Source organism: Sphaerothrix gracilis Ecp01 (assembly GCF_030405905.1).
Classification (GTDB): Bacteria; Cyanobacteriota; Cyanobacteriia; order Phormidesmidales; family Phormidesmidaceae; genus Sphaerothrix; species Sphaerothrix gracilis.
On sequence record NZ_JASATW010000006.1, the window covers coordinates 135,484 to 158,525 of the forward strand.

Here is a 23,042-nt window from a genome sequence, read left to right on the forward strand (position 1 = left end):
TAGCCCATGGCCACAGGGTACATCCTGATTCTGGCGATTTTAGTCCTTGGTGGTGTGATTGCAACGGTTGGCGATCGCATAGGTATGCGAGTCGGCAAAGCGCGGCTGACCTTATTCAACCTGCGGCCTCGGCAAACGGCTACCGTTATTAGCATTCTCACAGGCAGCGTCGTTTCGGGCACAACGCTAGCTTTGCTATTTGCTGTCAGCGACCAGCTGAGAACGGGGGTTTTTGAGTTAGAAACGCTGCAGGACGATCTTAAAGAGGCGCGTCAGGATTTGCAGGCTACCCAGTCGGAAAAAACAGGCGTCGAGGAAGAACTCGCAACTGCGGTTAGAGACCAGATCCAGGCTCAGCAGCGGCTGCGTCAAATCAATGAGTCACTCCAGACTGCCGTTGAGCGTCAGGCCACAACCCAGGCACGCCTGAATCAAACCCAAAAACAGCTCCAGTCCGTCTCTCAGCAAGCTCAGCAGCTACGCTCAGAAATCGGCAGCTTACAGTCAGAGCGAAGAAATCTGCTGGAACAGCAGGCCGCCGTTCGCGCTCAGATTGCCCAGCGCGATCAGGAAATTGCCCAGCGCGATCAAGAACTCTCTCAGCGCGACCAGGAAATTGTGCAGCGCGATCGCGAGATTGCCCAGCGCGACCAAGCGATCGCCCAGCGTGAAGCGCGGCTGCAGAAGCTGCAGGAGCAGCAGGCTTTCCTCGAAGAACAGGTAGAGCAGCTTGACCGCGAGTTCTTGGGATTGCGCCAGGGCAGCGTTGCTTTAGGCCGCAATGAGCCAATTTTGGCCCGCTTGGTGCAGGTAAGAGACCCAGAACAAACGTCAGCGCTCATTAGGCGTTTGCTACAGGAGGCCAACTGGCTGGCCCTGCAAAACATCGATCCGGGGGCCGATCAGCCAACCCGGCAAATTATCAGAATCGCTAGCACCGATGTGGAACAGCTCGCCGACCGGATTAGTGATGGTCAAGAGTATATTGTGCGCTTTTTGTCAGCGGCTAACTATATTGTGGGTGAACCCTGTGTGATTCAGGCGGAAAATTCCTGCATTGAAGTTTTTGCCGATGCTACCGTCAATCGCCTGGTTTATGAACAGGGACAGCAGTTAGCAGAAACCACCCTTGAGACGGCAAATCCCTCTGATCAAGAACTGATTTCTCGGCTACAGCTCTTGGCTGCCGCCACTCAGTTTAGGGGCAGTCAGGACGGCGTCATTGACGATCGCATTCAGATTGCCGATGGTCGCTCTGACGCGGTATTGCAGTTTTTAGAGCAAGTTCAAACTACCGATACGCCCGTTGTCATCAGAGCGGTCGCCGCCAATCCTATTTTTACCATCGGCCCAATCCAGATTGAGCTAGTCGCCACGCAGCAGGGGCAGATTCTCTTTAGCACGCTGCCTCTGCCCGCATCCCCCGCGCAAACTGAAGAAAACGCAGCCCCAGAGTAAGGCTAGAGTAAAGTTTTTTGACGCCCGAAGTTTAATAAAGTCTAAAAAAATTTGCAGAGAGTAACTATATATCCCTGTTTATGAGCGAAGCGAACGCTCAGTGATTAGAATTGACAGATATCACCTGAGGGCAATTGAGTCGTCAATGGTCAAAATTAGCAGCATTGGAGAACGCCGCTCTGCATAGGTTTAATGCCTGTCATCCTATTAATGTAGAGCTAGGCGGCCTGCCGTTTTTCCAGCACTGTGTTTAGCAATTGACAGTTGGCTCAATACATCCCGCTACGGCCTAGCTGTGGCTGATATTGCAGCCATTGCCTAACCAGTCTGTGTTGAACAGTAAGCTTGGAGCAGTCAAATGAAGTTTGAGGATATCTATCAGTTTTTTGAGGATCCGCCGCCAGTCTATCTTAACAAGGAGCTAGCGGTCTGCTACGTCTTAGCAGTACTCATTCATCAAGACTCCTATGGCACGGAGCTGATTCAGCTGCTGATGCATGAGTATCCCCACTATCGGCTATCCGACACGGTGCTTTACAGCGCGCTTAAGTTTTTAGAAGATCAAAGCGCGATCGCTGGCTATTGGAAAAAGGTAGAAGGTCGTGGTCGGCCTCGTCGGATGTATCGGCTCAGCCCTGACTGGCAGTTGCAGGCGCGCAACCTAGCCGATCTGTGGCATCACTATATGAGCGATCGCGCGGCTCAAGAGCTTTCCCATGCCGGCGAAGTCCTAGCCCGCTCTCAGCCGCGATAATTTTTGAGAGAAAAATCCTTCTATTCCTGATATCAAAGCGTCCGGCCTAGGCTTAAAATCCTAGGCTTCACTATAGGCATCTGTTAATACAGATTCAGCAACCCAAGCTGGCCTGACTACCTACAGCGCAGACCATAGAGGCCGCTAATTTAACATTTCAGGCTTTATTCTTTGCGAGCAGTGTTGGAAATGCTTCCCACTCCAGAGGGATGATAGCGGCCCTAAGATACGGCAGATTACGGGAAGTTTCTGCTGTTAACGGCGTTTAGGCATGGTGCATCGTTCGACTCTTGGCAAGATTTTGACCAGGCGGGTAACTGCTGGCCTCCTGTTCGTTATGACGTTGCTGCTAGCCTTGGCCGCTCCGGCCGTCACGCCAGCGGCGCTGCCTCAGTCTGCCGTTCTGATGCAAAGCTTGGGCACTGCGAGCAGTCAGGGATCGGGTAGTGACTATAGCCTGGGCTGGATTGGGCTAGACGGTACCCCAGTATTTCAAATTGCGGCTCCCCAGTCGGTGCTTTCGCAGCGGCAGCAGAGAATCGAAGAAAACCTAGTCGCTATCCGCGACAACTATCTACAGCGAGAGTCGCCAGTCGCCACGCTGACGACTTCTCAAACCGGTCCCTCTGAGCCTATTAGCCTTTACGTCAACGGTCTCTACCTGTTTACGCTGACTCCCTGGGATGCCGAAAATCAGGGGATGACCTTGGACGCCGTTGAGCGTCTGTTGGAAAGGAAAATTCCAGAGGCGTTAGAGCAAGCCTATCAGCAGCGGCAGCCGGAATATCTGCGGCGACAAGCTATCGTTGCGGTCGGCCTCCTTCTGCTGGCGATCGCGGTAGTTTGGGCTTTGCAACACTGGCGCGAGGCCATGCTTAGAGCCAGCGTTCGCTGTCTCAGCAACACACGCCTAAATCAGCTTTCTTCCCAGCAACAGCACCATCTGCGCGATATTCAGTGGCGGCTGTTGCCCCTGGTACAGGGGCTGATTTTGGTGGGAACGGCGCTAGCGATCGCCGGATTTTTTCCCCAAACGCGATCGCTGCAGAACAACTTTCTAGGGGCGCTGAAAGCGCCGCTGGTGATCGGCATTTTGATTTTGGTGTCCTATGTGGGGATCCGGCTCAGCTACTTGCTGATCGATCGCTTTGTCACCAGCCTGACTGACAGAGACGGCTTCAACGACGCCAGCCCCCGTCGCCTGCAGTTGCGAATTGAAACCATTTCCAGCGCCGTCAAAAATATTGCCAATTTTGTTTGGATTGGTATCGGCTTGCTGGTGGCCTTAGCCGCAACCGGGATTAATCTGGGGGTGCTGCTGGCTAGCTTTGGCCTGATTGGTCTAGCCATTTCCCTGGCTTCGCAGAACCTGATTAAAGGAGCAATTCAGGGCTTTTTTATTATTTTGGAAGATCAGTACGCCATTGGTGACGTAGTGGCGATCGATCAGGATGCGGGCTTAGTGGAAAACATGAATCTGCGGATTACCCAGCTACGGGACGCAGATGGTCGCCTAATTACCATTCCCACCAGCGATATTGACCGGGTGGCTAACTATTCCCTGCACTGGTCACGGGCCGACCTGAAGCTACCGGTTCACTACAACGCCGACATCAATCAGATGATTGAGCTGGCGCGTACAGTGGGACAGGATTTGCAAGATGATCCAGACTGGGGCGAATTGATTTTGGAAGATCCGCAAATTTTAGGCGTGGACGACTTTGGCGATAGCGCTCTGATTATTCGCGTCTGGATTAAAACCCAGCCGCTGAAGCAGTGGGACGTATCGCGGGAGTATCGCCGCCGCTTCAAGCTAGCCATGAACGAAACGGAAACTTCGATTCCTTTTCCCCAGCAGGAGATCTGGCTGCATCAGGCTGATTCCTTCACGATTGAATCGAAAAATCGCTCAGAGAAAGCTGACTCAGCCGCGCAGCGAAACGGACAGGGGAAAACCGATGCTCAACCGCGAAACGCACCCAGCGAGGCGACAGAAGAGGCTGAGCCAGATACTTAGGTGCGCTGCTAGCCCTTTATATTGGTTAAAGACAAGGTTTAGAGGACATCGCGTTGAAACCCTATCAGCCCATTGAGAACTACGGCGTCATCGGCAATATGCGCACCACTGCCCTTGTCGGACTCAATGGCTCAATTGACTGGTTTTGCTATCCCAAACACGACTCACCCAGCGTATTCGCGGCCATCTTAGACAATCAAAAGGGCGGCTATTTTCGGATTTATCCCTGCCTAGAGGGCGTCAACCATAAGCAGTTTTACTGGCCAGAAACCAATGTGCTGGTGACGCGGTTTTTAGCAGACTGCGGCCTGGGCGAAGTTGTAGACTTTATGCCAGTGGGGCTAGAACCCGGACAAGAAGGCTATCACTGGTTAATTCGCCAAGTACGAGGGATTCGCTGCAGTCTCAAGTTTCGACTGGAATGCTACCCGGCGTTCAACTATGCCCGCGATCGCCACAAAGTAATTTTGACCGAAAATGGCGCTATCTTTCGCTCAGAGGGTTTAAGTCTAGCTCTGGTCACGGACGTTCCGCTGCAGGTAGACGAAGGGGGCGTCTGGGCAGAGTTTACTTTAGAAGCGGCTGACCTGAAAACCTTCGTGCTGCGGGAAATGCAGTCTGACTGTGATGACTGCGGCCTGCCATTGCCCAACGATGCAGCCACCGGACTCTTTGAGCAGACCGTGGGCTATTGGCGCAACTGGATCAAGCAGTGTGTTTACAAAGGGCGCTGGCGGGAAGTGGTTGAGCGATCGGCGCTGGCCCTGAAGCTGATGACCTACGAGCCAACCGGCGCGATTATTGCTGCCCCCACCTGTAGCCTGCCAGAAGAGATCGGCGGCGAACGCAACTGGGACTACCGCTTTACCTGGATTCGCGATGCCGCTTTCACCCTGTACGGCCTGCTGCGCATCGGGTTTACCCAAGAAGCGGCTCAGTTTATGGACTGGATTACAGCTCGCTGCCACGAGCTAGATCCCAACGGCACGTTGCAGACGGTCTACAGCATTGATGGTGAGCACGATCTAAAGGAAGAAGACCTGCATCATCTAGAGGGCTATCGCGGCTCAGCCCCCGTGCACATCGGCAACAGCGCAATGGGTCAGCTCCAGCTTGACATCTACGGCGAGCTGCTAGATTCTGTCTACCTGTTTAATAAGTATGGTACGCCGATTTCCTATGACCTTTGGCAAAAGCTGCGAGAGCTGGTGAACTGGGTGTGTGACAACTGGCAGCGGCAAGATGAGGGCATCTGGGAGCCCCGCGATGGCCGCAAGCAGTTTGTCTATTCCAAATTAATGTGCTGGGTAGCGCTCGATCGCGGCTTGAGATTGGCGGCCAAGCGCTCGTTCCCGGCCGATCGCGATCGCTGGACAAAAGTGCGCGACGAAATTTACGAAGAGGTAATGGCAAAAGGCTGGAATGAGGAGCGCCAAGCCTTCGTCCAGCACTACGACAGCGATGTTCTAGATGCCAGCAATTTGATTATGCCGCTGGTCTTCTTCATGTCCCCCAACGATCCGCGCATGTTGAAAACCCTGGCCGCAATGCGAAAGCCACCATCTCAGGGGGGCCTAGTTTCTAGCAGCCTGGTTTATCGCTACGATCCGCAACATGCCGAAGATGGCCTTGAGGGGGAAGAAGGCACCTTCAATCTTTGCAGCTTTTGGCTGGTGGAAGCATTGACCAGAGCCGGACGCACCGATGCCAATAAGCTGGATGAAGCGCGGCTGATGTTTGAGGAAATGCTGAGCTACGCAAATCATCTCGGCCTTTATTCAGAAGAAACCGGCTCCAGCGGTGAAGCCTTAGGCAACTTTCCGCAGGCATTTACCCACCTCTCTCTGATCAGCGCGGCCTGGAATCTGAACGAAGCGATCGAGCAGCCCTAATACGGCTTTTTCTACAATAGTTAGAAACGGGGGAACAAAGATGAAAGTTGCTGACTTAATCCACTGGTTTGAGGCTTGGGCTCCCCCCGCCTGGCAGGAAAAGTGGGACAACTGCGGCTGGCAAATTGAACCCGGTGTCCTAGACGAGCCAGCCCAAGTGCTGGTGTGCCTGACGCCGACGCTGGCGGTGATGCAGGAAGCGATCGCCCTGCAGGCTCAGGGCACCCCCGTCAACCTGATTTTTGCCCACCATCCGCTGATTTTTAGCCCCCTTAAAGCCGTGACCAAGGGGGATGCCATTGGCGACATGGTACGCCTCAGCTTTAGCCACGGCATTGGCGTTTACAGTGCCCACACTAATTTTGATCAGGTTGCGGATGGTACTGCCGACGTGCTGGCCCAGCTCTTAAACTTGCAGGGCTCCAGCCCGGTTGTCCCGACTCAAAATGAGCTGGGCTATGGCCGTGTCGGTGACTTACCCAGCCCTATTTCGCTGCAGCAGCTCTTAGGCAAGATTCGCGCGGCGCTCAATCCGCCCGATCTGATTTTTTCGCCCACTGCCGATTTGGCTCAGCCAGTTAAGCGCGTCGCGGTTTTAGGCGGCTCTGGCGCTAGCTTCCTCAGCAACGTAGCTGAGACAGGGGCACAGGTCTATCTCACCTCGGACTGCAAGTTTCATCAGTTTCAGGAAGCCCGCGATCGCGGCCTAATCTTAATCGATGCCGGGCACTATGCCACTGAGCGGCTTGCCTGCGATCGCCTAGTGCAGAAGCTGCAGCAGGCAGGCGTGGAGCGGGCAAAGCTCAGCGATCGCGATGAAGATTTTCGTCAGTTTTGGGTGAGCAATCATGGCTAAAAAGAGCGCTCTGCCTCCTGGTCTGCTGATCCGCACCGGCAAGTGGGTGTGGACAACCCTGTGGCAGGTAATGATGTCTAAGCTAGCGCCGAGCGATCGCGGCGGTGCCTATGTGCGGCCTGAGAGTCAGTTCCGCGATCGGGTCAGCCCCGAAGCCGAGGCGCAATTTCCGGCAGCAGCAGGACGCTACACTCTGATTGCTGGACTGGGCTGTCCCTGGGCGCACCGAACCCTAGTGGTGCGAGCGCTGAAGGGGCTGACGGAAGCGATTCCGCTGGTGATTGTCTCGCCTAGCTCCGACCAGGGTATTTGGCTGTTTGAGCAGCCGTTTGCTGGTTGTCAGACTTTGCCCCAGCTCTACCAGTCTGCGCGGACGAACTATGGCGGGCGATCGACGGTGCCAGTGCTGTGGGACAGTCAGACTCATCAAGTTGTCAATAACGAAAGCGCCGAAATCATCATCAACCTGAATCAGGCATTTAATCAGTTCGCGCAAAAACCAGCACTCGACCTGTACCCGGCAGCACTGCGATCGCAGATTGATCAGTGGAACGACCAGATTTATCACGCCGTAAATAATGGCGTCTATCGCTGCGGCTTTGCCCAGTCCCAAGCGGCCTACGAGCAAGCGGTTGGGGAACTGTTTGAGATGCTAGATTTAATCGATCGCACCTTAGCGAGTCAGCGCTACCTCTGTGGCGCTCAGCTCACCTTAGCTGATGTGCGGCTGTTTACCACTCTGTTTCGCTTTGATATCGTTTACTACGGCTTGTTTAAGTGCAATCGCCGCCGCATTCAGGACTATACCCACCTTGGCCCCTACCTGCGGGATCTCTATCAGCTTCCCGGCGTAGCCGAAACCTGTAATCTAGCAGCGGTGAAGCAAGACTACTACGGCAATTTGTTTCCGCTCAACCCTGGCGGCATCATTCCCGATGGGCCAGACATCAGCGATCTTCAAGCTCCCCACGGGCGGGAAAAGCTAGGACAAGCCGCGATCGCCTAAATTCAAATCAGCAGCCTCTTCCTAAATCTGGTTTAAATCATGACAGCCTACACCATCAACCTTGACCCGGTAGTCAACCGGAAAATCGGTTTTACCTCAGTTTGAATTGGCTACGGCCAAGATTTGGTAAGTCTAGCAGTGGCGGCAGCAGCTTTAACTGGCCAGCCCCTTAGATCCAGCCGCGTATAGCCGCCTGATAGACAGCCTGATAGCGGTTTTTGGCGTTGAGCTTAGTGAGGCTGTTGTTGACATGAAACTTGACGGTGCTTTCACTGATAAAAAGCTGCTGAGCAATATTGCGATCGCGGAGTCCCTGGGCCAAGAGTGCCATAATCTCCTGCTCTCTATCGGAAAGAGGCGTTAGCGGGTTGGTCGCAGTCCTGACGACACAGGTTTCTCCGGCAATGACCTGTCTGACCAACTGATAGAGTCCTGACGGTTCAATTGACCAGTCAATCACAGCGTCAACCTGACTCGGCACAGGGGCAGCAGCGTGTCGAACCCAAATGACTTTGGCGGCTGTTTGAAGTTGGGCAATTTGATTTGTCAGCAAAATGGCTGACTGGTCAGTCAGGTTGCAGACAGATAAGCCGGCGGTGTGAGCTAAATGCGTCACTACAGATTGCAGCAGCGGCTGCTGGCAGGCAATGCGGACTAATGGCCCTACCTGGCAGTCGGGATAGGGCAGCGTCAGCAAAAAATGGACAATATCTTGTTCTGTGCCCGGCTGGGTTTGTAAGTTTCCCGCCAAGCGAGAGGCTGCAAAATTGAGTTCGCTGAAATGCGATCGCAGCCAGGTTTCTACGGTTGTCTGAACCGGATCTGAGGCTAGATCAGGCGCTTTGGCGATCGCCTCTAAGGTCACGGTTTCTTCCCCATAGGTGAGACGGCAGTAGCGGCAGCTGAGCTGACTCAGGCGTTCAGCAGCGCACAGGAATAGGTGGTTTAGGTCAGCGCTGAGTTTTTTTTCTGTCCCGACTAAGGTCAAGCGAGGCGAGATGAAGATAGCAGCTAGCCGATCGGATAGAGTTACCTGATGACTAGAGTCTGGACTTTGCAGAGTCGGCTGCTGGGCCTGGAGGGCAGCGTCTAGGCTAACAGTGGCCGTCATGCATAAAACCTGCAGCACTTCCAAAAATTCGGGGGCCATGCGGTGATGGCTAAAGGTTGCCAGAACACCAATGACGCGATCGCCCGCTGCCAGCGGGTATCCGGCGAATCCTTGAATTTTATTGGCGATCGCCCAGTCCCGATCTTTGACCCAGGGTTCGTTGGCTAGCTGGTTGCTGAGAAACGGAACCCGGTTCTGAGCAATTTTACCGACTTTATAAGCGCCCATAGGCACCCGCGCAAATGAGCCGTCAATGTGGGTATAGAGGCCCGAAGAGGCTACTAGCCGCAAACTGCTCTGGCCGGGTTCAATCAGCCAAATCCGGGCAAAGGCGCAGCCAAACTGTTCAACTAAAGCCTCTGTAATGTGGCGGGCTATCGTTTTGGGGGTCAGGCAGCCAGAAATCTGCTGCACGATATCGCTGATCCGCTGCAGATCGAAGAGTAAACGAGTAGAGTCTAAGAGGGTCGGAATTGAGTTAGCCACTCACGCCGCCAACGCTAATGGATCCTTTTACTGGGTAGGAAGAGTTGCGAGATGTTGCATTTTGCGCCCTATCTACTGAGAGACAGTGGTTCTCAATGCCTAACTCAAGTTGAATATAAATAAGCTTTTGACTCTGTATCGACAGGTACACCTAATAGCTCAGCTTGGGCTTATAGGTGCGGATATAAAAGAGTCGCTCTGTAAACTGTTGAACGACAAAACATCTGAGCCTTGGGCCTATACTGGGCCTGCTGCGGCGCAGCTTAGATGGGGAGAATTAAAAATGAGGTATGGCTCTCAATACTGGGCGATCGCGGCTGTGCTATTAACCCTGGCTAGCTGCTCCCAGCAGGCTCAAGATCTCTATAAAGTTGAAATTGAGCGCTCCTGTCAGAACTGCAACCTGCAGGGAATCAACCTGGCTGGGCAAAATCTCAGCGCCAAGTACCGAGTCCCTTTAAGAAATACACCACTCTCAACCGGGCCAGAAGGGCTGAACCGGGCAGCGCCCGTGGACTTAACCGGATCTAACCTGCGGCGGGCCAACTTGAGCAATGCTGACCTATTTGAGGTAGTGCTCAATCAAACAAATTTGAGAGAAGCTGATCTATCTGGCGCTAACCTAAATGCAGCCCAACTGGTTGAGGCCGATCTGAGCGACGCGAATCTACAAAATGCTAGGCTGCAGGACGCGAATCTACAAGAGGCCAATCTGACCGGGGCCGATCTGAGCGATGCTAACTTTGAGGGGGCGGATTTAACCGGCGCTGACCTGACCGATGCGCTAACTGCAGGGGCAACTGGCTTGGAAAAGTAACCGAGCTTCCGCCGTGCGATAGAGGCGATGGCGCTGACAAGTTTCTCTCTGGCGATATAAGACGGGTATCAGCCTTTTTGAGACGATAGAACTATGAATACAGACGCCCGCCTGAGAAACCTTAATCGCATTCGCCGCATCAGCCGCCTGATGGACACAGCCATTCGCATCCCAGGAATTGGCTTTCGTATCGGCCTAGACCCGATTATTGGTCTAGTACCAGGGGTTGGTGACGCGATCGCAACAGCGGTGTCTGCCTATATTTTGTTTTTGGCAGCCCGGTTTCGCTTACCGGCTGGGGTCTTTAGCTGGATGGTTTTTAATATTGCCCTAGAAGCCGTTGTTGGTGCGGTGCCTCTCGTAGGCGATCTCTTCGATGCTTACTATAAGTCCAATATTCGCAACCTAGCGCTGTTGGAGAAACACCTGCAGATCGAAGCGCCTCAGCTAGAAGAACTTGATCCACTCAATCTGTCTAGCGCCCCAGCAGATTAACCTCCGCTATGCATCCTATCTATTAGTGACTGCTGAAGCGCCGAAGGGACTCCAGATGCTAGTGCCATCGCCATCAATAGTTCTTGCAACGGCCTTTCTGTTATTGAGGTGGAAGCAGAGATCATCTTGACTTCCTCAGCGAGTTGATAGAGGTAGCCTAGTGCACGCTGCTTAGCATTCCAACAAGCCGCTGCTGCTCGATGTTGCTTAACGGCTTCTTGAGCCTGTGCTCGCAAGATTGGATCTTGAATCAGAATCGGATCTGCGCCGTCAGGCAAAGTCACTCCTGGTGGTAAATCCGGAGTAGCAGATATGGCATCAGGCCCGCGAGCAGCGGCGGCTCCTAAGTGTAGCCAAGCTAACAAAAAGAGCATTCGAAGTCGTAGTAGAGCCATCGCATCTGCTGTAGCCGAGGCAAAGACGAGCAGACACTCAGCACAGCAAAACCGCGACTCAATAAACGCTGCTTGGTTACGCCGCAAAGCTTGGCTTGTCAAGGCTATGACAGCATTAACTGGAACTAGACCAGTTGGAGCCGCTTTAATAACGTTGAATAAGCGGCTAAGCTCGCTATCGTATTCTGTAGATGACAAATTTTCCCAGGCTTCAGATTCTTGCACTAAGAACTGTTCAGCTTGATGGTCTGACATGGCTATGGCGTCCGCCCACGGGCAGCTCCTTCTTTCGCTGTTCCTTCAGAGCCGTCGTTTCCAATCATCACCTGCGCATGAACTCCTGTACTATAGGACATCCCATTACCGCCATCCCCCATAATTCGGTAGTGCTGGGGAATTGCCCAAGTGAACTCTCCGCGACTAAAGGGCCCTCCTGTGCCAGGTGGATTTGTGCCAACAGTATCAACAGCGCCGCTGTTCTGAATATTAGGCGTCAGCCAGACACCGGCTGGGTGTCTTATTCCATCCCAGCCTAGAACGGTATCATAATATCCAGTAGCCGAAGCGTTCACTTCCTCTTCTCGCACTTGAATTCGTGAAAACGACACATTGATAGGCATGATGGTTACGTCTGCTACAAATCCCGATCCAGCTAACCCCGCTGTGTAGACCCGATCGATAGGATTGCTCAGCAGGCGTCGGCTGGGAGAAATCGCCGTCATTACCACTGAACAGGGGCGGCCACGGTTAGGATTAGCTGTTACTGTAACTTGGCTGCCTGTGGCTGGTGCTGTCCAAGTAACAGCAGCTCCTTCGACTGGAGAAATAGAGCCGCCCGTAGCTGACCATCGCGCCGGTGTTGAACAAGTCATATGAACCTGTTCATTGACGCCTACTTCTCGGCGTATATTGCTTGTTCCATCAGGGGCGGCCACCAAAGTTCGTGTTGTAATAGTGCAAATACGGCGACGCGGTGGATCATCAGGCACAATTTCTGGCTGCGGTTCCGGCTCTGGAACCCCTGCTGGAAGTGGAACCCCTGCATCTTGAGGAACTCCTGCATCTTGTGATACGGGACCTGGTCCTTCTGCTGGTTCCTCCGTAGTGTATGAACTAGATGTCTGCTGACTCCATACAGGCAGACAAGAAAAATCGTGCTTACAGCCGCTCAATACAGGCAGTTTATCTATTGATGCGTGTTTGGTGGCTGTGGATAATGGTTGAGTCAGCGCGAGATTAGACCTGGGACGAGATAGTTGCAGTCTTGCTGGCTGCGCAAACGAATCTTGTTGACCCGATTGTGCTTCTCTAAAGGTGCGCATAATCCACCTCTTATCTACATTTGACAATAGATGTAAGACTAAAATTTTTGTTCAGTAATCAGGCAGTTAATTGAAATTGAAGCTGAATTTTTGCTTGAAGAGTATTAAGAGTAGGGAATCCCCCCGCTACGTACTTCCCTCTATACTAGCTTTGTCCACAATTCAAGTCCGTCTTGACCAGCATCTATAGAGCATTAGCTTTAGAAATTTTGGACTACATGGTCTGACTGAGGCGCAAAAATAGGTAGTTTGCTTTGCCCATAAAGATTGGTCAAAGCTCGATGCCTACGGTTGATGCTCTACTGCAAGTTACTCCCAGCTAGGATGCAGATTGATTTGGCCGTCCTCTAGATAGGTGATGCGATCGGCATAGCCGGTAATGCGCGGATCATGAGTGACAATTAACACCGTACAGCCTTCCTCTTTAGCAAGCTGATGCAGCAGTTCAATTACGGCCTGCCCCGTTTGCGAGTCTAGAGCGGCAGTCGGCTCATCTGCCATGATAATTTGGGGATTGCCCGCCAGCGCTCTGGCCACGGCTACCCGCTGCTTTTGCCCCCCGGAAAGATCCTGAGGCAAACGTTCGGCTTTGTCGGCGAGTCCTACCTGATGCAGCAGTTTCATCCCCTGCTTTCTGGCAGCGCTGCCTCGAATGCCCTGGATTTCTAGGGATAATTCTATGTTTTCAGCCGCCGTCAGCGCCGGAAACAAGTTGAATCCCTGAAAAATAAAGCCAATGTGGTTCCGCCGGAAACGAGTTAGGGCTTTGCGAGACAGGCGAGTTACCTCCTCTCCCAGCAAGTAAACCTGGCCTGCTGTTGGCGTTAAAATGCCTGCTAGGATCGACAGCAGCGTCGTTTTACCCGATCCCGAAGGCCCCATGAGTAGCCGAATTTCTCCCGGCTCAACCGTCAAATCAACGCCCTTCAAGACTCGAAACTGCTCTAGCCCGGACTGAAACACCATCTCGATGCCTTTAGCTGCGATCGCAAACTGATGAGTAGTCTGCTCTTGGGGCAGCAAACGGGAAGGGGTTGACCCAGGAATCTGGGAAGACGGCATAGATGCAATCATAAAAAGCTCTCTTTCAGCCTATCAAACTCTTTTTCTTTCAGCTCAGACCCTGCTCAAGCCTTAAACACAATGCCCGGATCGACCCGCATTACCTTTTGAATCGCAAAGACAGCAGAGCCGACACACATCAGCACCGTCACCCCTAAAACGCCAGCCGCCGAGGCCGGGGTGATTAGAATAACGATGCCCTGACTGGCCAATGTCCAAGCGCCCAATCCCCAGCACAGCAGAATACCAGGAACATAGCCCAAAATTGCCATCCATAGAGCCTGCTCTACAATGACGCCGTAAATAGTTGAGTCCGAAGCTCCCATCGCCTTGAGAGTGCCAAACTCCTTCAGGTGTTCAGCGACCGACGTGTAAAGGATTTGCGCCACAATCACCATGCCCACAATCACGCCCACAACGGCCCCTAAGCCCAAAATAAATCCGATACCCGTGCGGTTCTGCCAGTAGGACTGGGTCTGATCGATCAGCTCCTGACGGGTAAAAGCGCGAGTGCCGGGTAAGGCTTGCTCTAGCCGCTGCTTGGCTGTCGCCACGTCAACGTCGGCAGCAACCCGCACCAGCAAAAAAGTTACGGGCGCATCGGCCCCCAACTCAGCCGGTGCAGCCGACTGCTCTGACGGCGCATCTGCAGATTCACGCTCATAGGAGTTGACGCAGGTGATATCTCCGTTCCCAAGCTGGCAGGTAAGACCAGCCGAAAATCCCGAAGTCGCGTAGGCGTTGGCATTTTTAAGCGAAGCAAAAACAAACTTGCTGGAGACTAAGGACTGCGTTCCCTGAGTGACACCCACCAGCCGGGCTGGCAGCGAACGGATTCTAGCCATGTCGCCCACCTGAGCTAAGCCAAATGAGCGCAAATTAGTTTTATCGACAATTACCGTATAGGGCTGCTTTAGAGCCTCAATCGTCTCTGCAGCAATATCACCGGGTCTAAATAGCTCTCCATCTGGATCAAAACCGAATATTCTCAGCGTCGTCAGTCTGCCCCGCTCGGAATACCACCGGCCTGAGCCAATGATTAGCGGCTCTACCCGCTCAATTCCCTCAACCTGTCGTGCCTCTCGTAGCTGCACCAATGGAAACGGCTCGGTCAGCTCAAAGTTGACAATATTTTCGGAAGCGACCCAAATGTCAGCACTGGACTGCTCAATTAGCAGCGTCGTTGAGCGGGTAAACCCCTTGAGAATGCCAGTTTGAATCGTGACCAGACTAACCGCAAACATGATGCCAGCCTGGGCTACCAGCAGCCGAGGCAAATCTTTGAGCAAGTTCTTACGGGCAACAGAAACCATAGGTGAGATGAAACGGCCAGAAGAGTTGCGTAAGTCCTACTTTAATCGTTTTCCAGGTGGCTCTGAAGCCGTCTGAGCCAGTTATTCAACTGTACAGCCTTGGTCAGATGAATTGATCATGAAGGCGATCGCCGCAGCCAGCGACAAGTTCAGTGAGAAATCTGAGAGCAATTCCGACATTTGGCGCAGGATGTCTATCTCGCTTCAGTTTCAAATCAAACAGGCTGTGTACTTATACGTAGGAAAAATCCAAGCCAACAGCAACCTGTGAAGCTCTACCTAGAAAAGCTCTAACTGAGATAAATAGAGCAGTTGAGAGACTCGCAAATTCACTATTAATTTTGACGATTGCTTTGTCCATACTGAGGAAAGTTGAATTCTCAAAGTATCAACTATTGGAATCGTCACTCAATTGGAGGTCATAAATTTATGAGACGTTATAGTTCTGCCCTAGCAGCAACTATTGCAGCGATCGCCCCCCTGATAGCTGCCTCTGCAGCCAGTGCGGCCACCCTCTCCCGGCAAGCTGCAGATTTGCTGACTCTAGATGCAGCCAGCAGCGAGTATGCAGCCAGCTATAGCAGCCTGTCAGAGGCCTACGGAAACCAAGCTACCAGCCATTCATTGAGCTTTGAAGACTGGTTTACAATCAACTCCTTTATCAATCATGAAAAAGCTGCTTATGGTTCATCCGGTGCTCAGCTAGATGAACTCGTCGCTCTAGATATCAATGCTCTGACCTGGGAGACAGGGGTTCAGGATGTTGAGGTATTTTTTGTCAATGAAGGCGCGGCTAATCGCAATAAGCTGGGTTACGCCACGACAGCGCCCGTAGCGGGTAGCGGCCAAAGCCTGCCGAAGTTTTGGAACAACAACGTCAGTGTCATTTGGAGCGATCTTGCTTCGCCCAACAGTATTTTGGCCGAAAGCAACGGTCCGCTAACCCTGGGACAGGGCTACAGGATCGGCGATGTAGCGGCAGGCAGCACCCTCAACTTTTTCTTGCGCAACCCCGGCAACAAAGTGTTTGATAGCCTCAGCGCTGAAACCACGCAAAATGCTGATGGACTGCAGCATGTAACTACTTACCGCTACGGCGAATACCTGGTCCTTGCTTATGAAGATATCTATAATGGCGGCGACATGGACTACAACGATGTGGTTATCGCTGTCCGAGGCTTAGCAGATACTGAAACAGTTGATGTTCCTGAACCCACAGGTATTCTGGCTTTGTTAGGTTTGAGCCTAGTAGGTGCAGTAGCCAAGCGACAGCGTCAAAGCTAACGGCGCGGTTCAGACCCTACCCCAAACGTATCTGAAGCTGAGTTAAATTTGGAGCGGCTGTGTCAACCTATGAGCCTAATTACGAGTCAGCCACTTCTGCGCATTCAAACGTTGAATAACGTATAGCACCATCAGGTCGAGGTTGACTCGGCGCTCATCTCCCATGAACTGCTCAACCGTACTCGGCTGGCCGCCACCGTCAGCATAAGAGAAAATCTTTGGCCCCTTAATGTCTTCTTTCAAGAAAGCGACATTAAACTGGCGCTGCCCTTGATACCAGCGGCCAATCACCTGCCAGCAGTCGGAGACATCTTTTTGGTTGAGAATTTCCAGCTTGCGCTTTTCAAAGTCCAAGGTCAAATCATCCAGCCCCTCCTGCGCCAGCGCTTCTTTGAGTTGGGGCAGATAGTCTTGCTGAATAAAGTCTTGAAAAGGCTTATCCTCAGGGGCGGGTGGCTTTTCTTTCTTCGCTTTGGATTTAGCCCCTCCCTGAGCTGATTTTCCGGCACTACCGGAAGTCTTAGCAGAAGGCTGCGACTGTTCTGACTGCTTTTTGTCGTCAGCGTTGTTTGCGGATGACTGTTCTGTAGACTTCTGCTCTTCTGCCATAAGCACAATCGGGGTTAACTCTGCAAGGCAATCGGCACGTCTGCAAATACGGGCGATCGCCCAACTGACATGCCGCTGCACTTGTATAGATTCTAAAGGCAAATGACTCTAACAGACAGCTCTGTTGAGTCATTTACCAGCCCAAAGCGAGATTTTTAATCTAGGCGGCCTGAGGAACTGCTTGTTGGCGATACCAGGTGACCGTTTGCTTCAGTCCTTCCTTAAAGTCTGTCTGGGCTTCAAACCCGAAGGCTGCTTTAGCCCGTTGCGTGTCTAGGCAGCGGCGCGGCTGACCGTTGGGCTGCTCAGTTTGCCAGACGACCTCGCCCTCAAATTCCATTACCTCGCAGATTAGGTAGACTAGGTCGCGGATGGAAATTTCATAGCCAGTTCCCAGGTTGACAGGTTCAGAATCGCTGTAGGATTGGGTCGCCATAACAATGCCGCGAGCCGCGTCTTCGGAGTATAGGAACTCACGGGTGGGACTACCATCTCCCCAAACGGCTAGGCTCTTTTCGCCTCGGAGCTGAGCTTCATGGACTTTGTGAATCAGGGCTGGAATCACATGGGAACTGCGCGGATCAAAATTGTCTTCAGGGCCGTAGAGATTGACAGGCAGCAGATAGATACCATCAAAATCATACTGCTGGCGATAGGCCTGTAGCTGTACCAGCAGTGCCTTTTTAGCAATGCCGTAGGGCGCATTGGTTTCTTCGGGATAGCCGCTCCACAGATCGTCCTCTTTGAAAGGAACGGGGGTAAATTTGGGGTAGGCACAGATAGTGCCGACACAGACAAATTTCTGGACGCCCGCTTCGTAAGCCGCGTGAATTAGCTGCGCTCCCATCATTAGGTTGTCGTAGAACAGCTCGGCTGGCTTTTCCCGATTGAGGCCAATGCCGCCGACATGAGCCGCTAAGTGAATAATGACATCCTGCTGAGCTGCGGCTTGCTGACAGCTCTCCCACTGGCGCAGATCGCAATCGCGCGATCGCGGCACGGTAATTTTTTGGGGGTCTGCGCCTGCTGCGGTGAGCTGAGCAATAACCTGTTTACCTAAAAATCCGGCTCCGCCTGTTACGAGAATGCGCTTGTTCGTTAAATCTAAAGTGCTCATCAGCTTAAAAAGTCAAGATACAACTGCGAGATAAGGAAAAAGCCTCTAGGGTTGAGTCTGAGGGCAGGGAGTTAGAAACACCTGTTAAAGAAAAGACCCGGAAACGGCACAATGCAAGCTTGAACATGCGGTTTGTGATATTTCCAGGCCCAGTCATCTATCAGCAAAGACATCTACTTGGCTTAGGAGAGAATGCCGGCCACATCACGGCGGATGGTGGCGATGTCGATGATGCTGCCGTTACCGTTGTCTTCTCGCTTGACTGGAATACCAATGGCTTCCAGGTCAGCCTCCACCATGAGCTTAGTCAGTCCTTCAAAGGTGATGCTAGGCTCCCAACCCAGCTTCGACTTAGCTTTGCTCGGATCGCCAATCAGCAGATCTACTTCAGCTGGACGCAGATAGCGAGGGTCGAAAGCCACGTAGTCTTCCCAGTTGAGATTGACGTGCTCAAAGGCAATTTCTAAAAACTCTTTGACTGAGTAGGTTTCGCCCGTGGCAATCACGTAGTCATCGGGCTGCTCTTGCTGCAGCATTAGCCACATAGCTCTGACATAGTCTTTGGCATAGCCCCAGTCTCGCTTGGAATCTAGGTTGCCGAGATAGAGCTGCTTCTGCTTACCAGCAACAATGCGCGCGATCGCGCGCGTGATTTTGCGGGTGACGAAGGTTTCGCCCCGGCGGGGAGACTCATGGTTGAACAGGATACCGTTGCAGGCAAAGAGATCGTAAGATTCGCGGTAGTTCAGGGTTTGCCAGTGAGCGTAAACCTTAGCGCAGGCATAGGGACTGCGGGGATAAAACGGCGTGGTTTCTTTCTGAGGTACATCCTGCACCTTGCCGTACATTTCGGAAGAACCCGCCTGGTAGTAGCGAACTTCCAGCCCTGTACGCTGCTGGTAATCTCGAATCGCTTCCAGCAGGCGCAGAGCACCCATCGCCACAGAATCAACCGTATATTCAGGCGAGTCAAAACTAACTCGTACGTGCGACTGAGCACCCAGATTGTAGACCTCAGCAGGCTGTACCTGTTCTAGAATACGGCGCATCATGGTGCCATCAGTCAGATCGCCATAGTGCAGAAACAGTTTGGCCCCTTCGCTGTGAGGATCTTGGTAAATGTGATCAATTCGATCGGTATTAAAGGTCGAAGTTCGACGAATAATACCGTGTACTTCGTAGCCTTTTTCTAAGAGTAGTTCAGACAGATAAGAACCGTCTTGACCTGTAATACCTGTGATCAGTGCGCGCTTCACTTGCGTCATTTTCTAAGATTCCCTTGTACTTTCTAGGCGTAATTGGCTAGCCTTTTTTCCTATATTCACTCAGATAAACAGCCCCAACTACACTGGGAATATAACTATTGCCAACGTAGTGTTGCTTAAGGACTCCTGTTTCATCAGAGAAATCACCCAAACCTTTTCACAAGGTACATCGGATTCCTAGATGCTTTATCAAGAAACGATGTTTTGTCTACTAAGACTGCATCAAATTTCTTCCTAAAGTGTCTTGCTTGAAGAGCAAAAATCTGGTGCTGAACGTCTTGTATAAGCTGTCAGTTCCAGATTTAAGAAGTTATCCGTCAATAGTAAAGACGGATAAACTCAAGGGTACCCAGCCACTAGCCACTTCCCTCAAGCCCGGCGATCGCGCTGGATATCATAAATCGCTTTCTCCCAGCACCACTGCTCTGAGCGCCCTGGATTTTGCATTTTGACCCGGTCCACCAGTCGCAAAGCCACCGCCTGATTGCCGTTAGTTAAACGCAGCAGTTCTCGCTGAGTCTGCCGCCCCACGGCTGTTTGAGAAGCGGGACGCGGTGGCTGTCGTCTAGGGCGATAGGCGCGGGAGCGACGCGATCGCGTTAGCCAAAAGTAAACGCTAACCAGAATGACAATTGCGAAGAGTAAAGACAGAAAAGACATAGCTAGAAACGTCAACCCTGTGCGACTGAACCTGGAGCGATATTTTTGAGATTAACAAATTCTCAGCTGACTCAGGGTCATTAGCCAAACTGTCACAGCAACTGTCACTGTCCGCGAAAATCTACCTAGAGTTGGGCATAAAAGAACCGCTATTTTCAGCAGGTAAATTTTTATGCATGGCGCTTATATCACTCAAATCGGTCAGTGCTTGCCCAATCAGGCACGAGGCAACGAGGAAATAGAAGACTATCTTGGCAGGGTCAACGGCAAGGCGTCCAAGGTAAAGCACCGCATCCTCAAGAGTAACGGCATTCAGCAGCGCTACTATGCCCTCGATCGCCAACAAAATCCCACCCATCTCAATCATCAGATGGCGGCGATCGCCATTCGGGACGCTCTATCCCATTCGGATTTAGAGCCTGCTGCTTTTGATCTGCTCTGCGCCGCTACAACTTGGCCGGATCTACTGGTGCCAGGGTTTGCCAGTATGGTACACGGCGAACTGGCTGAACTACCGTCCCTGGAAGCGACCTCTCACCAGGGAGTCTGCTGTGCGGGAATTGCCGCTTTGAACTACGCCGCGTCTCAAATAGCGCTGGGACAGAGACGCAACGCGATCGCTGTGGCCTCTGAACTGGCCTCCCGCCTGTTCAAGCATACTCAGTTTGAGGCCCAGACAGCGGTGCAGGCCGGTAAGCCGCTGGCCTTTGACACTGAGTTTTTGCGGTGGATGCTTTCCGATGGGGCAGGAGCTTTAATTCTCCGCGATCGCCCTAACGCCAAGGGCCTTAGCCTCAAAATTGAGTGGATTGAGCTAATTTCCCATGCCAGCGCTTACCCGGTCTGCATGTATGCCGGCACTGCCGATGACACGGCAACTCAAAGCTGGATGGACTATCCCACTTACAGCGCCGCTGCTCAGGCCGGAGCAATCAACCTGCGGCAAAATATTCGCCTGCTGGACAATGTGATCAAGCTAGGAGTCGAGGGCTGGCTGCGGCTGATTGATCTAGGCCGAGTGCAGCCGGATCAGATTGACTGGCTTCTGTGCCACTACTCCTCTCACTTTTTCCGCAGTCAGATTGTGGAACTGTTAGAGAAAGCTAACTGCATGGTGCCGGAGGAGAAATGGTTCACCAATCTCTACACCCGTGGCAACACCGGCTGCGCTTCAATCTACCTGATGCTGGAGGAACTATTCCACTCTGGCAAACTCCAGCCTGGTCAGCAGATTTTCTGCTTTGTCCCTGAGAGCGGGCGATTTACGACGGCGTATATGATGCTGACGGTGGTGGAAGGTGGGGAGAAAGGGCAATGGGAAGACGCGGAGACGCGGAGACGCGGGGAGGAGGGAGAGAGTAGTGTCTATGGGGGGGAAAGACAAGCTTTGGCTTCAGTGGACTGTAATCTGAATGCGGAGCCATCAATCACCACCAAACCCTCAACTGATCTCCCGACTGACTCACTTTTCTCCCCTTCCTCACCTTCTTTACCTGCCCCGCCTCCACCTCACCTCCTCCGCGACCTCACCCTCACCTGGCTAGACTTCGAGCGGCGGCTGCAGGCAGTGCCGATTGTGCGGCGGCTGAACCGAGGAGAGTTTACCCTGGCGGACTATCAGGCACTGTTACGCAACCTGCGGCCTCAGGTGGTGGAGGGGGCGCGCTGGATTGCGCGGGCAGCCTCAAACATGACGGACTTTCGGCTGCGATCGCTCTTTATTGGTCATGCTCAAGACGAACACCGAGATTTTCAAATGCTGGAGCGCAATTATGTGTCCGTTGGTGGAGATTTGGCCGAAATTGTAGCAGCCGAGAAAAATATCGGTAGCGAAGCGCTGTCAGCGTTTATCTTTCACCGCGCCTCCCAGGAGAATCCGATTGATTTAGTCGGCAGCATGTTCATCATTGAGGGATTGGGCAATCGCCTAGCGGGCAAGTGGGCAGAGCAGATTCAGCAAAGCCTAAGACTCAGCCGGGAACAGGTGTCGTTTTTGGCTTACCACAGCGATAACGATGAGTCTCATATTGGCAAAATAGACTCTATTCTGCAGGCTGACTGGATGACGCCAGCGATCGCCCAGCGCATTGTCAAAACGGCTCAGGTTACGGCTCGACTGTACTTACTGCAACTGGAGGAAATTGAGTGATGTCACCGTCTGAAAAAGTTATGACTGAGGCGGCTGTCTCCGAGCAGATCTACCGCTGTCAGCCTTACGATCGTGCTAACCCCAATATGTGGGACGTACTGTATCTCGATCAGGCTATCCCGGTGGATCCGGTAGCAAAGGCACATATGATTGGCGATCTTAAAAGCAGCAGCCGCATCTATCTGCTGTGGCCAATTCGGCTGATTGCCAATATGCTGCTAGGGTTGATTCTTACCGTGAAGCGGTTATTGCCGTTTGAGTTCCACACCTACGGGCTGATGCATCGCTCGGCAGCTTGGTTTCTCAAAACCTGGGTGTCGCCAGCAGCCTGCTATTTGATTGTGCGCCACATTGGGCTAGGGTCTAACATTATCAATTTTCTAATTGACAATGGGCCAGATCCGGCCATCGAGCGATCGCGCCTTTACCCCAAGACGGTAGACGATCTGGCCGACAATGCCTTCCTAGAGCACGATCTGATTCTCTATAACTTTGTCTATGATTTCCACCGGGCGCAGCAGGAGAGTCCCCACTGGTTGGAACAGGTAAAAGCGCGAGGGCTTTGCTATGACAGCATTCAGCCTGTAGAAACCAACATTGACTTTACCCCGCGCTGGCATCGGCTGCTGGATTTAGAATCGGCAATTGAGCTATTCAAGGTTTTTTATTCGCTTTGCCTCACCAGTGAAGAGTTTGAGCGAGCGGTGCTATCGCTGCAGCTAGACGAAAACTTTGGCTGCTACATCAGCGCCCTAACTGATGACTATCGCTGGAACCACGTCATTTCTAATCGCCATCCCCTAGCTCCCAACAGCCCCTTTACCGCAGCTCGCGACTTGCTGCTGCATGGCATTACGACCGAGTATCTCCATCGCTACCTCGAAATACAAAAAGAAGTGTCAGCTCACCCGCTGACCCAGAGCGTTCCTTGCCATCAGACACCAATGCAGCCCGCTCAGCCATAGGCACTTCAT

At 52.6% G+C, this 23,042-nt stretch carries 20 protein-coding genes; 11 read left to right on the forward strand and 9 right to left on the reverse strand.

The window, feature by feature from the left end; all coding sequences use genetic code 11:
* Positions 1 to 6: 6 nt before the first annotated feature.
* From QJQ48_RS08450 to QJQ48_RS08475, 6 genes are all read left to right on the forward strand, one after another.
* Positions 7 to 1,458: a DUF3084 domain-containing protein gene (locus tag QJQ48_RS08450; protein WP_346290779.1), complete on the forward strand. Its 1,452-nt coding sequence runs from the start codon at positions 7 to 9 to the stop codon at positions 1,456 to 1,458.
* Between the two features lie 358 nt (positions 1,459 to 1,816).
* Positions 1,817 to 2,212, forward strand: a complete 396-nt coding sequence (locus tag QJQ48_RS08455; protein ID WP_346290780.1) for a PadR family transcriptional regulator — start codon at positions 1,817 to 1,819, stop codon at positions 2,210 to 2,212.
* Between the two features lie 271 nt (positions 2,213 to 2,483).
* The gene (locus tag QJQ48_RS08460) at positions 2,484 to 4,229 is read left to right on the forward strand and encodes a mechanosensitive ion channel family protein (protein WP_346290781.1); all 1,746 of its coding nucleotides are present in this window, start codon (positions 2,484 to 2,486) and stop codon (positions 4,227 to 4,229) included.
* A gap of 53 nt (positions 4,230 to 4,282) precedes the next feature.
* Positions 4,283 to 6,121 (forward strand): glycoside hydrolase family 15 protein, encoded by a 1,839-nt coding sequence (locus QJQ48_RS08465; protein WP_346290782.1) that lies wholly within the window; start codon positions 4,283 to 4,285, stop codon positions 6,119 to 6,121.
* Positions 6,122 to 6,161: 40 nt separating this feature from the next.
* Complete coding sequence (locus QJQ48_RS08470; protein WP_346290783.1) at positions 6,162 to 6,977, forward strand: Nif3-like dinuclear metal center hexameric protein; 816 nt, start codon at positions 6,162 to 6,164, stop codon at positions 6,975 to 6,977.
* Positions 6,970 to 7,983: a glutathione S-transferase family protein gene (locus QJQ48_RS08475; RefSeq protein ID WP_346290784.1), complete on the forward strand. Its 1,014-nt coding sequence runs from the start codon at positions 6,970 to 6,972 to the stop codon at positions 7,981 to 7,983. Before QJQ48_RS08470 ends, QJQ48_RS08475 begins: the two co-directional genes overlap by 8 nt.
* Positions 7,984 to 8,152: 169 nt before the next feature.
* On the opposite strand, the gene QJQ48_RS08480 is transcribed toward QJQ48_RS08475, so the two are convergent.
* Complete coding sequence (locus QJQ48_RS08480; RefSeq protein WP_346290785.1) at positions 8,153 to 9,580, reverse strand: LuxR C-terminal-related transcriptional regulator; 1,428 nt, start codon at positions 9,578 to 9,580, stop codon at positions 8,153 to 8,155.
* Positions 9,581 to 9,863: 283 nt separating this feature from the next.
* Between QJQ48_RS08480 and QJQ48_RS08485 the strand changes: the two genes are divergently transcribed.
* Both QJQ48_RS08485 and QJQ48_RS08490 read left to right on the forward strand, forming a co-directional pair.
* Positions 9,864 to 10,397: a pentapeptide repeat-containing protein gene (locus QJQ48_RS08485; RefSeq protein WP_346290786.1), complete on the forward strand. Its 534-nt coding sequence runs from the start codon at positions 9,864 to 9,866 to the stop codon at positions 10,395 to 10,397.
* Between the two features lie 93 nt (positions 10,398 to 10,490).
* A complete protein-coding gene (locus QJQ48_RS08490; protein WP_346290787.1) occupies positions 10,491 to 10,892 on the forward strand; it encodes a DUF4112 domain-containing protein in 402 nt (133 codons plus the stop codon).
* Here QJQ48_RS08490 and QJQ48_RS08495 read toward each other — a convergent pair.
* From QJQ48_RS08495 to QJQ48_RS08510, 4 genes are all read right to left on the reverse strand, one after another.
* Positions 10,889 to 11,512 carry a hypothetical protein gene (locus QJQ48_RS08495; RefSeq protein WP_346290788.1) on the reverse strand — a complete coding sequence of 208 codons (624 nt, stop codon included), beginning with the start codon at positions 11,510 to 11,512 and terminating at the stop codon, positions 10,889 to 10,891. The two genes, QJQ48_RS08490 and QJQ48_RS08495, sit on opposite strands and share 4 nt — an antisense overlap.
* Before the next feature lie 32 nt (positions 11,513 to 11,544).
* A complete protein-coding gene (locus QJQ48_RS08500) occupies positions 11,545 to 12,159 on the reverse strand; it encodes a hypothetical protein (protein WP_346290789.1) in 615 nt (204 codons plus the stop codon).
* A gap of 759 nt (positions 12,160 to 12,918) precedes the next feature.
* Entirely contained in the window at positions 12,919 to 13,575 is a 657-nt protein-coding gene (locus tag QJQ48_RS08505; RefSeq protein ID WP_346290908.1) for an ABC transporter ATP-binding protein, read from the reverse strand.
* Between the two features lie 161 nt (positions 13,576 to 13,736).
* The gene (locus QJQ48_RS08510; protein ID WP_346290790.1) at positions 13,737 to 14,984 is read right to left on the reverse strand and encodes an FtsX-like permease family protein; all 1,248 of its coding nucleotides are present in this window, start codon (positions 14,982 to 14,984) and stop codon (positions 13,737 to 13,739) included.
* Between the two features lie 429 nt (positions 14,985 to 15,413).
* Between QJQ48_RS08510 and QJQ48_RS08515 the strand changes: the two genes are divergently transcribed.
* Positions 15,414 to 16,268: a DUF4114 domain-containing protein gene (locus tag QJQ48_RS08515; RefSeq protein WP_346290791.1), complete on the forward strand. Its 855-nt coding sequence runs from the start codon at positions 15,414 to 15,416 to the stop codon at positions 16,266 to 16,268.
* Positions 16,269 to 16,343: 75 nt separating this feature from the next.
* On the opposite strand, the gene QJQ48_RS08520 is transcribed toward QJQ48_RS08515, so the two are convergent.
* The 4 genes from QJQ48_RS08520 to QJQ48_RS08535 all read right to left on the reverse strand — a co-directional run bounded on the left by QJQ48_RS08520 (position 16,344) and on the right by QJQ48_RS08535 (position 19,919).
* Positions 16,344 to 16,877, reverse strand: coding sequence for a DUF2996 domain-containing protein (locus tag QJQ48_RS08520; RefSeq protein WP_346290792.1), 534 nt, complete (start codon positions 16,875 to 16,877; stop codon positions 16,344 to 16,346).
* Positions 16,878 to 17,037: 160 nt separating this feature from the next.
* Positions 17,038 to 17,994: a GDP-L-fucose synthase family protein gene (locus QJQ48_RS08525; protein ID WP_346290793.1), complete on the reverse strand. Its 957-nt coding sequence runs from the start codon at positions 17,992 to 17,994 to the stop codon at positions 17,038 to 17,040.
* 182 nt (positions 17,995 to 18,176) lie between these two features.
* Positions 18,177 to 19,259, reverse strand: coding sequence for a GDP-mannose 4,6-dehydratase (gene gmd / locus QJQ48_RS08530; RefSeq protein WP_346290794.1), 1,083 nt, complete (start codon positions 19,257 to 19,259; stop codon positions 18,177 to 18,179).
* A gap of 369 nt (positions 19,260 to 19,628) precedes the next feature.
* Positions 19,629 to 19,919, reverse strand: a complete 291-nt coding sequence (locus QJQ48_RS08535) for a hypothetical protein (protein ID WP_346290795.1) — start codon at positions 19,917 to 19,919, stop codon at positions 19,629 to 19,631.
* A gap of 172 nt (positions 19,920 to 20,091) precedes the next feature.
* On the opposite strand from QJQ48_RS08535, the gene QJQ48_RS08540 reads away from it, so the two are divergent.
* Positions 20,092 to 22,068 carry a 3-oxoacyl-[acyl-carrier-protein] synthase III C-terminal domain-containing protein gene (locus tag QJQ48_RS08540; RefSeq protein WP_346290796.1) on the forward strand — a complete coding sequence of 659 codons (1,977 nt, stop codon included), beginning with the start codon at positions 20,092 to 20,094 and terminating at the stop codon, positions 22,066 to 22,068.
* Positions 22,068 to 23,033, forward strand: coding sequence for a DUF6999 family protein (locus QJQ48_RS08545; RefSeq protein ID WP_428843034.1), 966 nt, complete (start codon positions 22,068 to 22,070; stop codon positions 23,031 to 23,033). The genes QJQ48_RS08540 and QJQ48_RS08545 overlap by 1 nt, the downstream gene beginning before the upstream one ends.
* Positions 23,034 to 23,042: the final 9 nt, after the last annotated feature.

Excerpts from the sequence above, each read along its gene's own strand:
- QJQ48_RS08450 (WP_346290779.1), top strand. The coding sequence starts at position 7 with ATGGCCACAGGGTACATCCTGATTCTGGCGATTTTAGTCCTTGGTGGT.
- QJQ48_RS08455 (WP_346290780.1), top strand. The coding sequence starts at position 1,817 with ATGAAGTTTGAGGATATCTATCAGTTTTTTGAGGATCCGCCGCCAGTC.
- QJQ48_RS08460 (WP_346290781.1), top strand. The coding sequence starts at position 2,484 with ATGGTGCATCGTTCGACTCTTGGCAAGATTTTGACCAGGCGGGTAACT.
- QJQ48_RS08470 (WP_346290783.1), top strand. The coding sequence starts at position 6,162 with ATGAAAGTTGCTGACTTAATCCACTGGTTTGAGGCTTGGGCTCCCCCC.
- QJQ48_RS08475 (WP_346290784.1), top strand. The coding sequence starts at position 6,970 with ATGGCTAAAAAGAGCGCTCTGCCTCCTGGTCTGCTGATCCGCACCGGC.
- QJQ48_RS08485 (WP_346290786.1), top strand. The coding sequence starts at position 9,864 with ATGAGGTATGGCTCTCAATACTGGGCGATCGCGGCTGTGCTATTAACC.
- QJQ48_RS08490 (WP_346290787.1), top strand. The coding sequence starts at position 10,491 with ATGAATACAGACGCCCGCCTGAGAAACCTTAATCGCATTCGCCGCATC.
- QJQ48_RS08500 (WP_346290789.1), bottom strand. The coding sequence starts at position 12,159 with ATGACTTGTTCAACACCGGCGCGATGGTCAGCTACGGGCGGCTCTATT.
- QJQ48_RS08505 (WP_346290908.1), bottom strand. The coding sequence starts at position 13,575 with ATGGTGTTTCAGTCCGGGCTAGAGCAGTTTCGAGTCTTGAAGGGCGTT.
- QJQ48_RS08510 (WP_346290790.1), bottom strand. The coding sequence starts at position 14,984 with ATGGTTTCTGTTGCCCGTAAGAACTTGCTCAAAGATTTGCCTCGGCTG.
- QJQ48_RS08515 (WP_346290791.1), top strand. The coding sequence starts at position 15,414 with ATGAGACGTTATAGTTCTGCCCTAGCAGCAACTATTGCAGCGATCGCC.
- QJQ48_RS08520 (WP_346290792.1), bottom strand. The coding sequence starts at position 16,877 with ATGGCAGAAGAGCAGAAGTCTACAGAACAGTCATCCGCAAACAACGCT.
- QJQ48_RS08525 (WP_346290793.1), bottom strand. The coding sequence starts at position 17,994 with ATGAGCACTTTAGATTTAACGAACAAGCGCATTCTCGTAACAGGCGGA.
- gmd (WP_346290794.1), bottom strand. The coding sequence starts at position 19,259 with ATGACGCAAGTGAAGCGCGCACTGATCACAGGTATTACAGGTCAAGAC.
- QJQ48_RS08535 (WP_346290795.1), bottom strand. The coding sequence starts at position 19,919 with ATGTCTTTTCTGTCTTTACTCTTCGCAATTGTCATTCTGGTTAGCGTT.
- QJQ48_RS08540 (WP_346290796.1), top strand. The coding sequence starts at position 20,092 with ATGCATGGCGCTTATATCACTCAAATCGGTCAGTGCTTGCCCAATCAG.
- QJQ48_RS08545 (WP_428843034.1), top strand. The coding sequence starts at position 22,068 with ATGTCACCGTCTGAAAAAGTTATGACTGAGGCGGCTGTCTCCGAGCAG.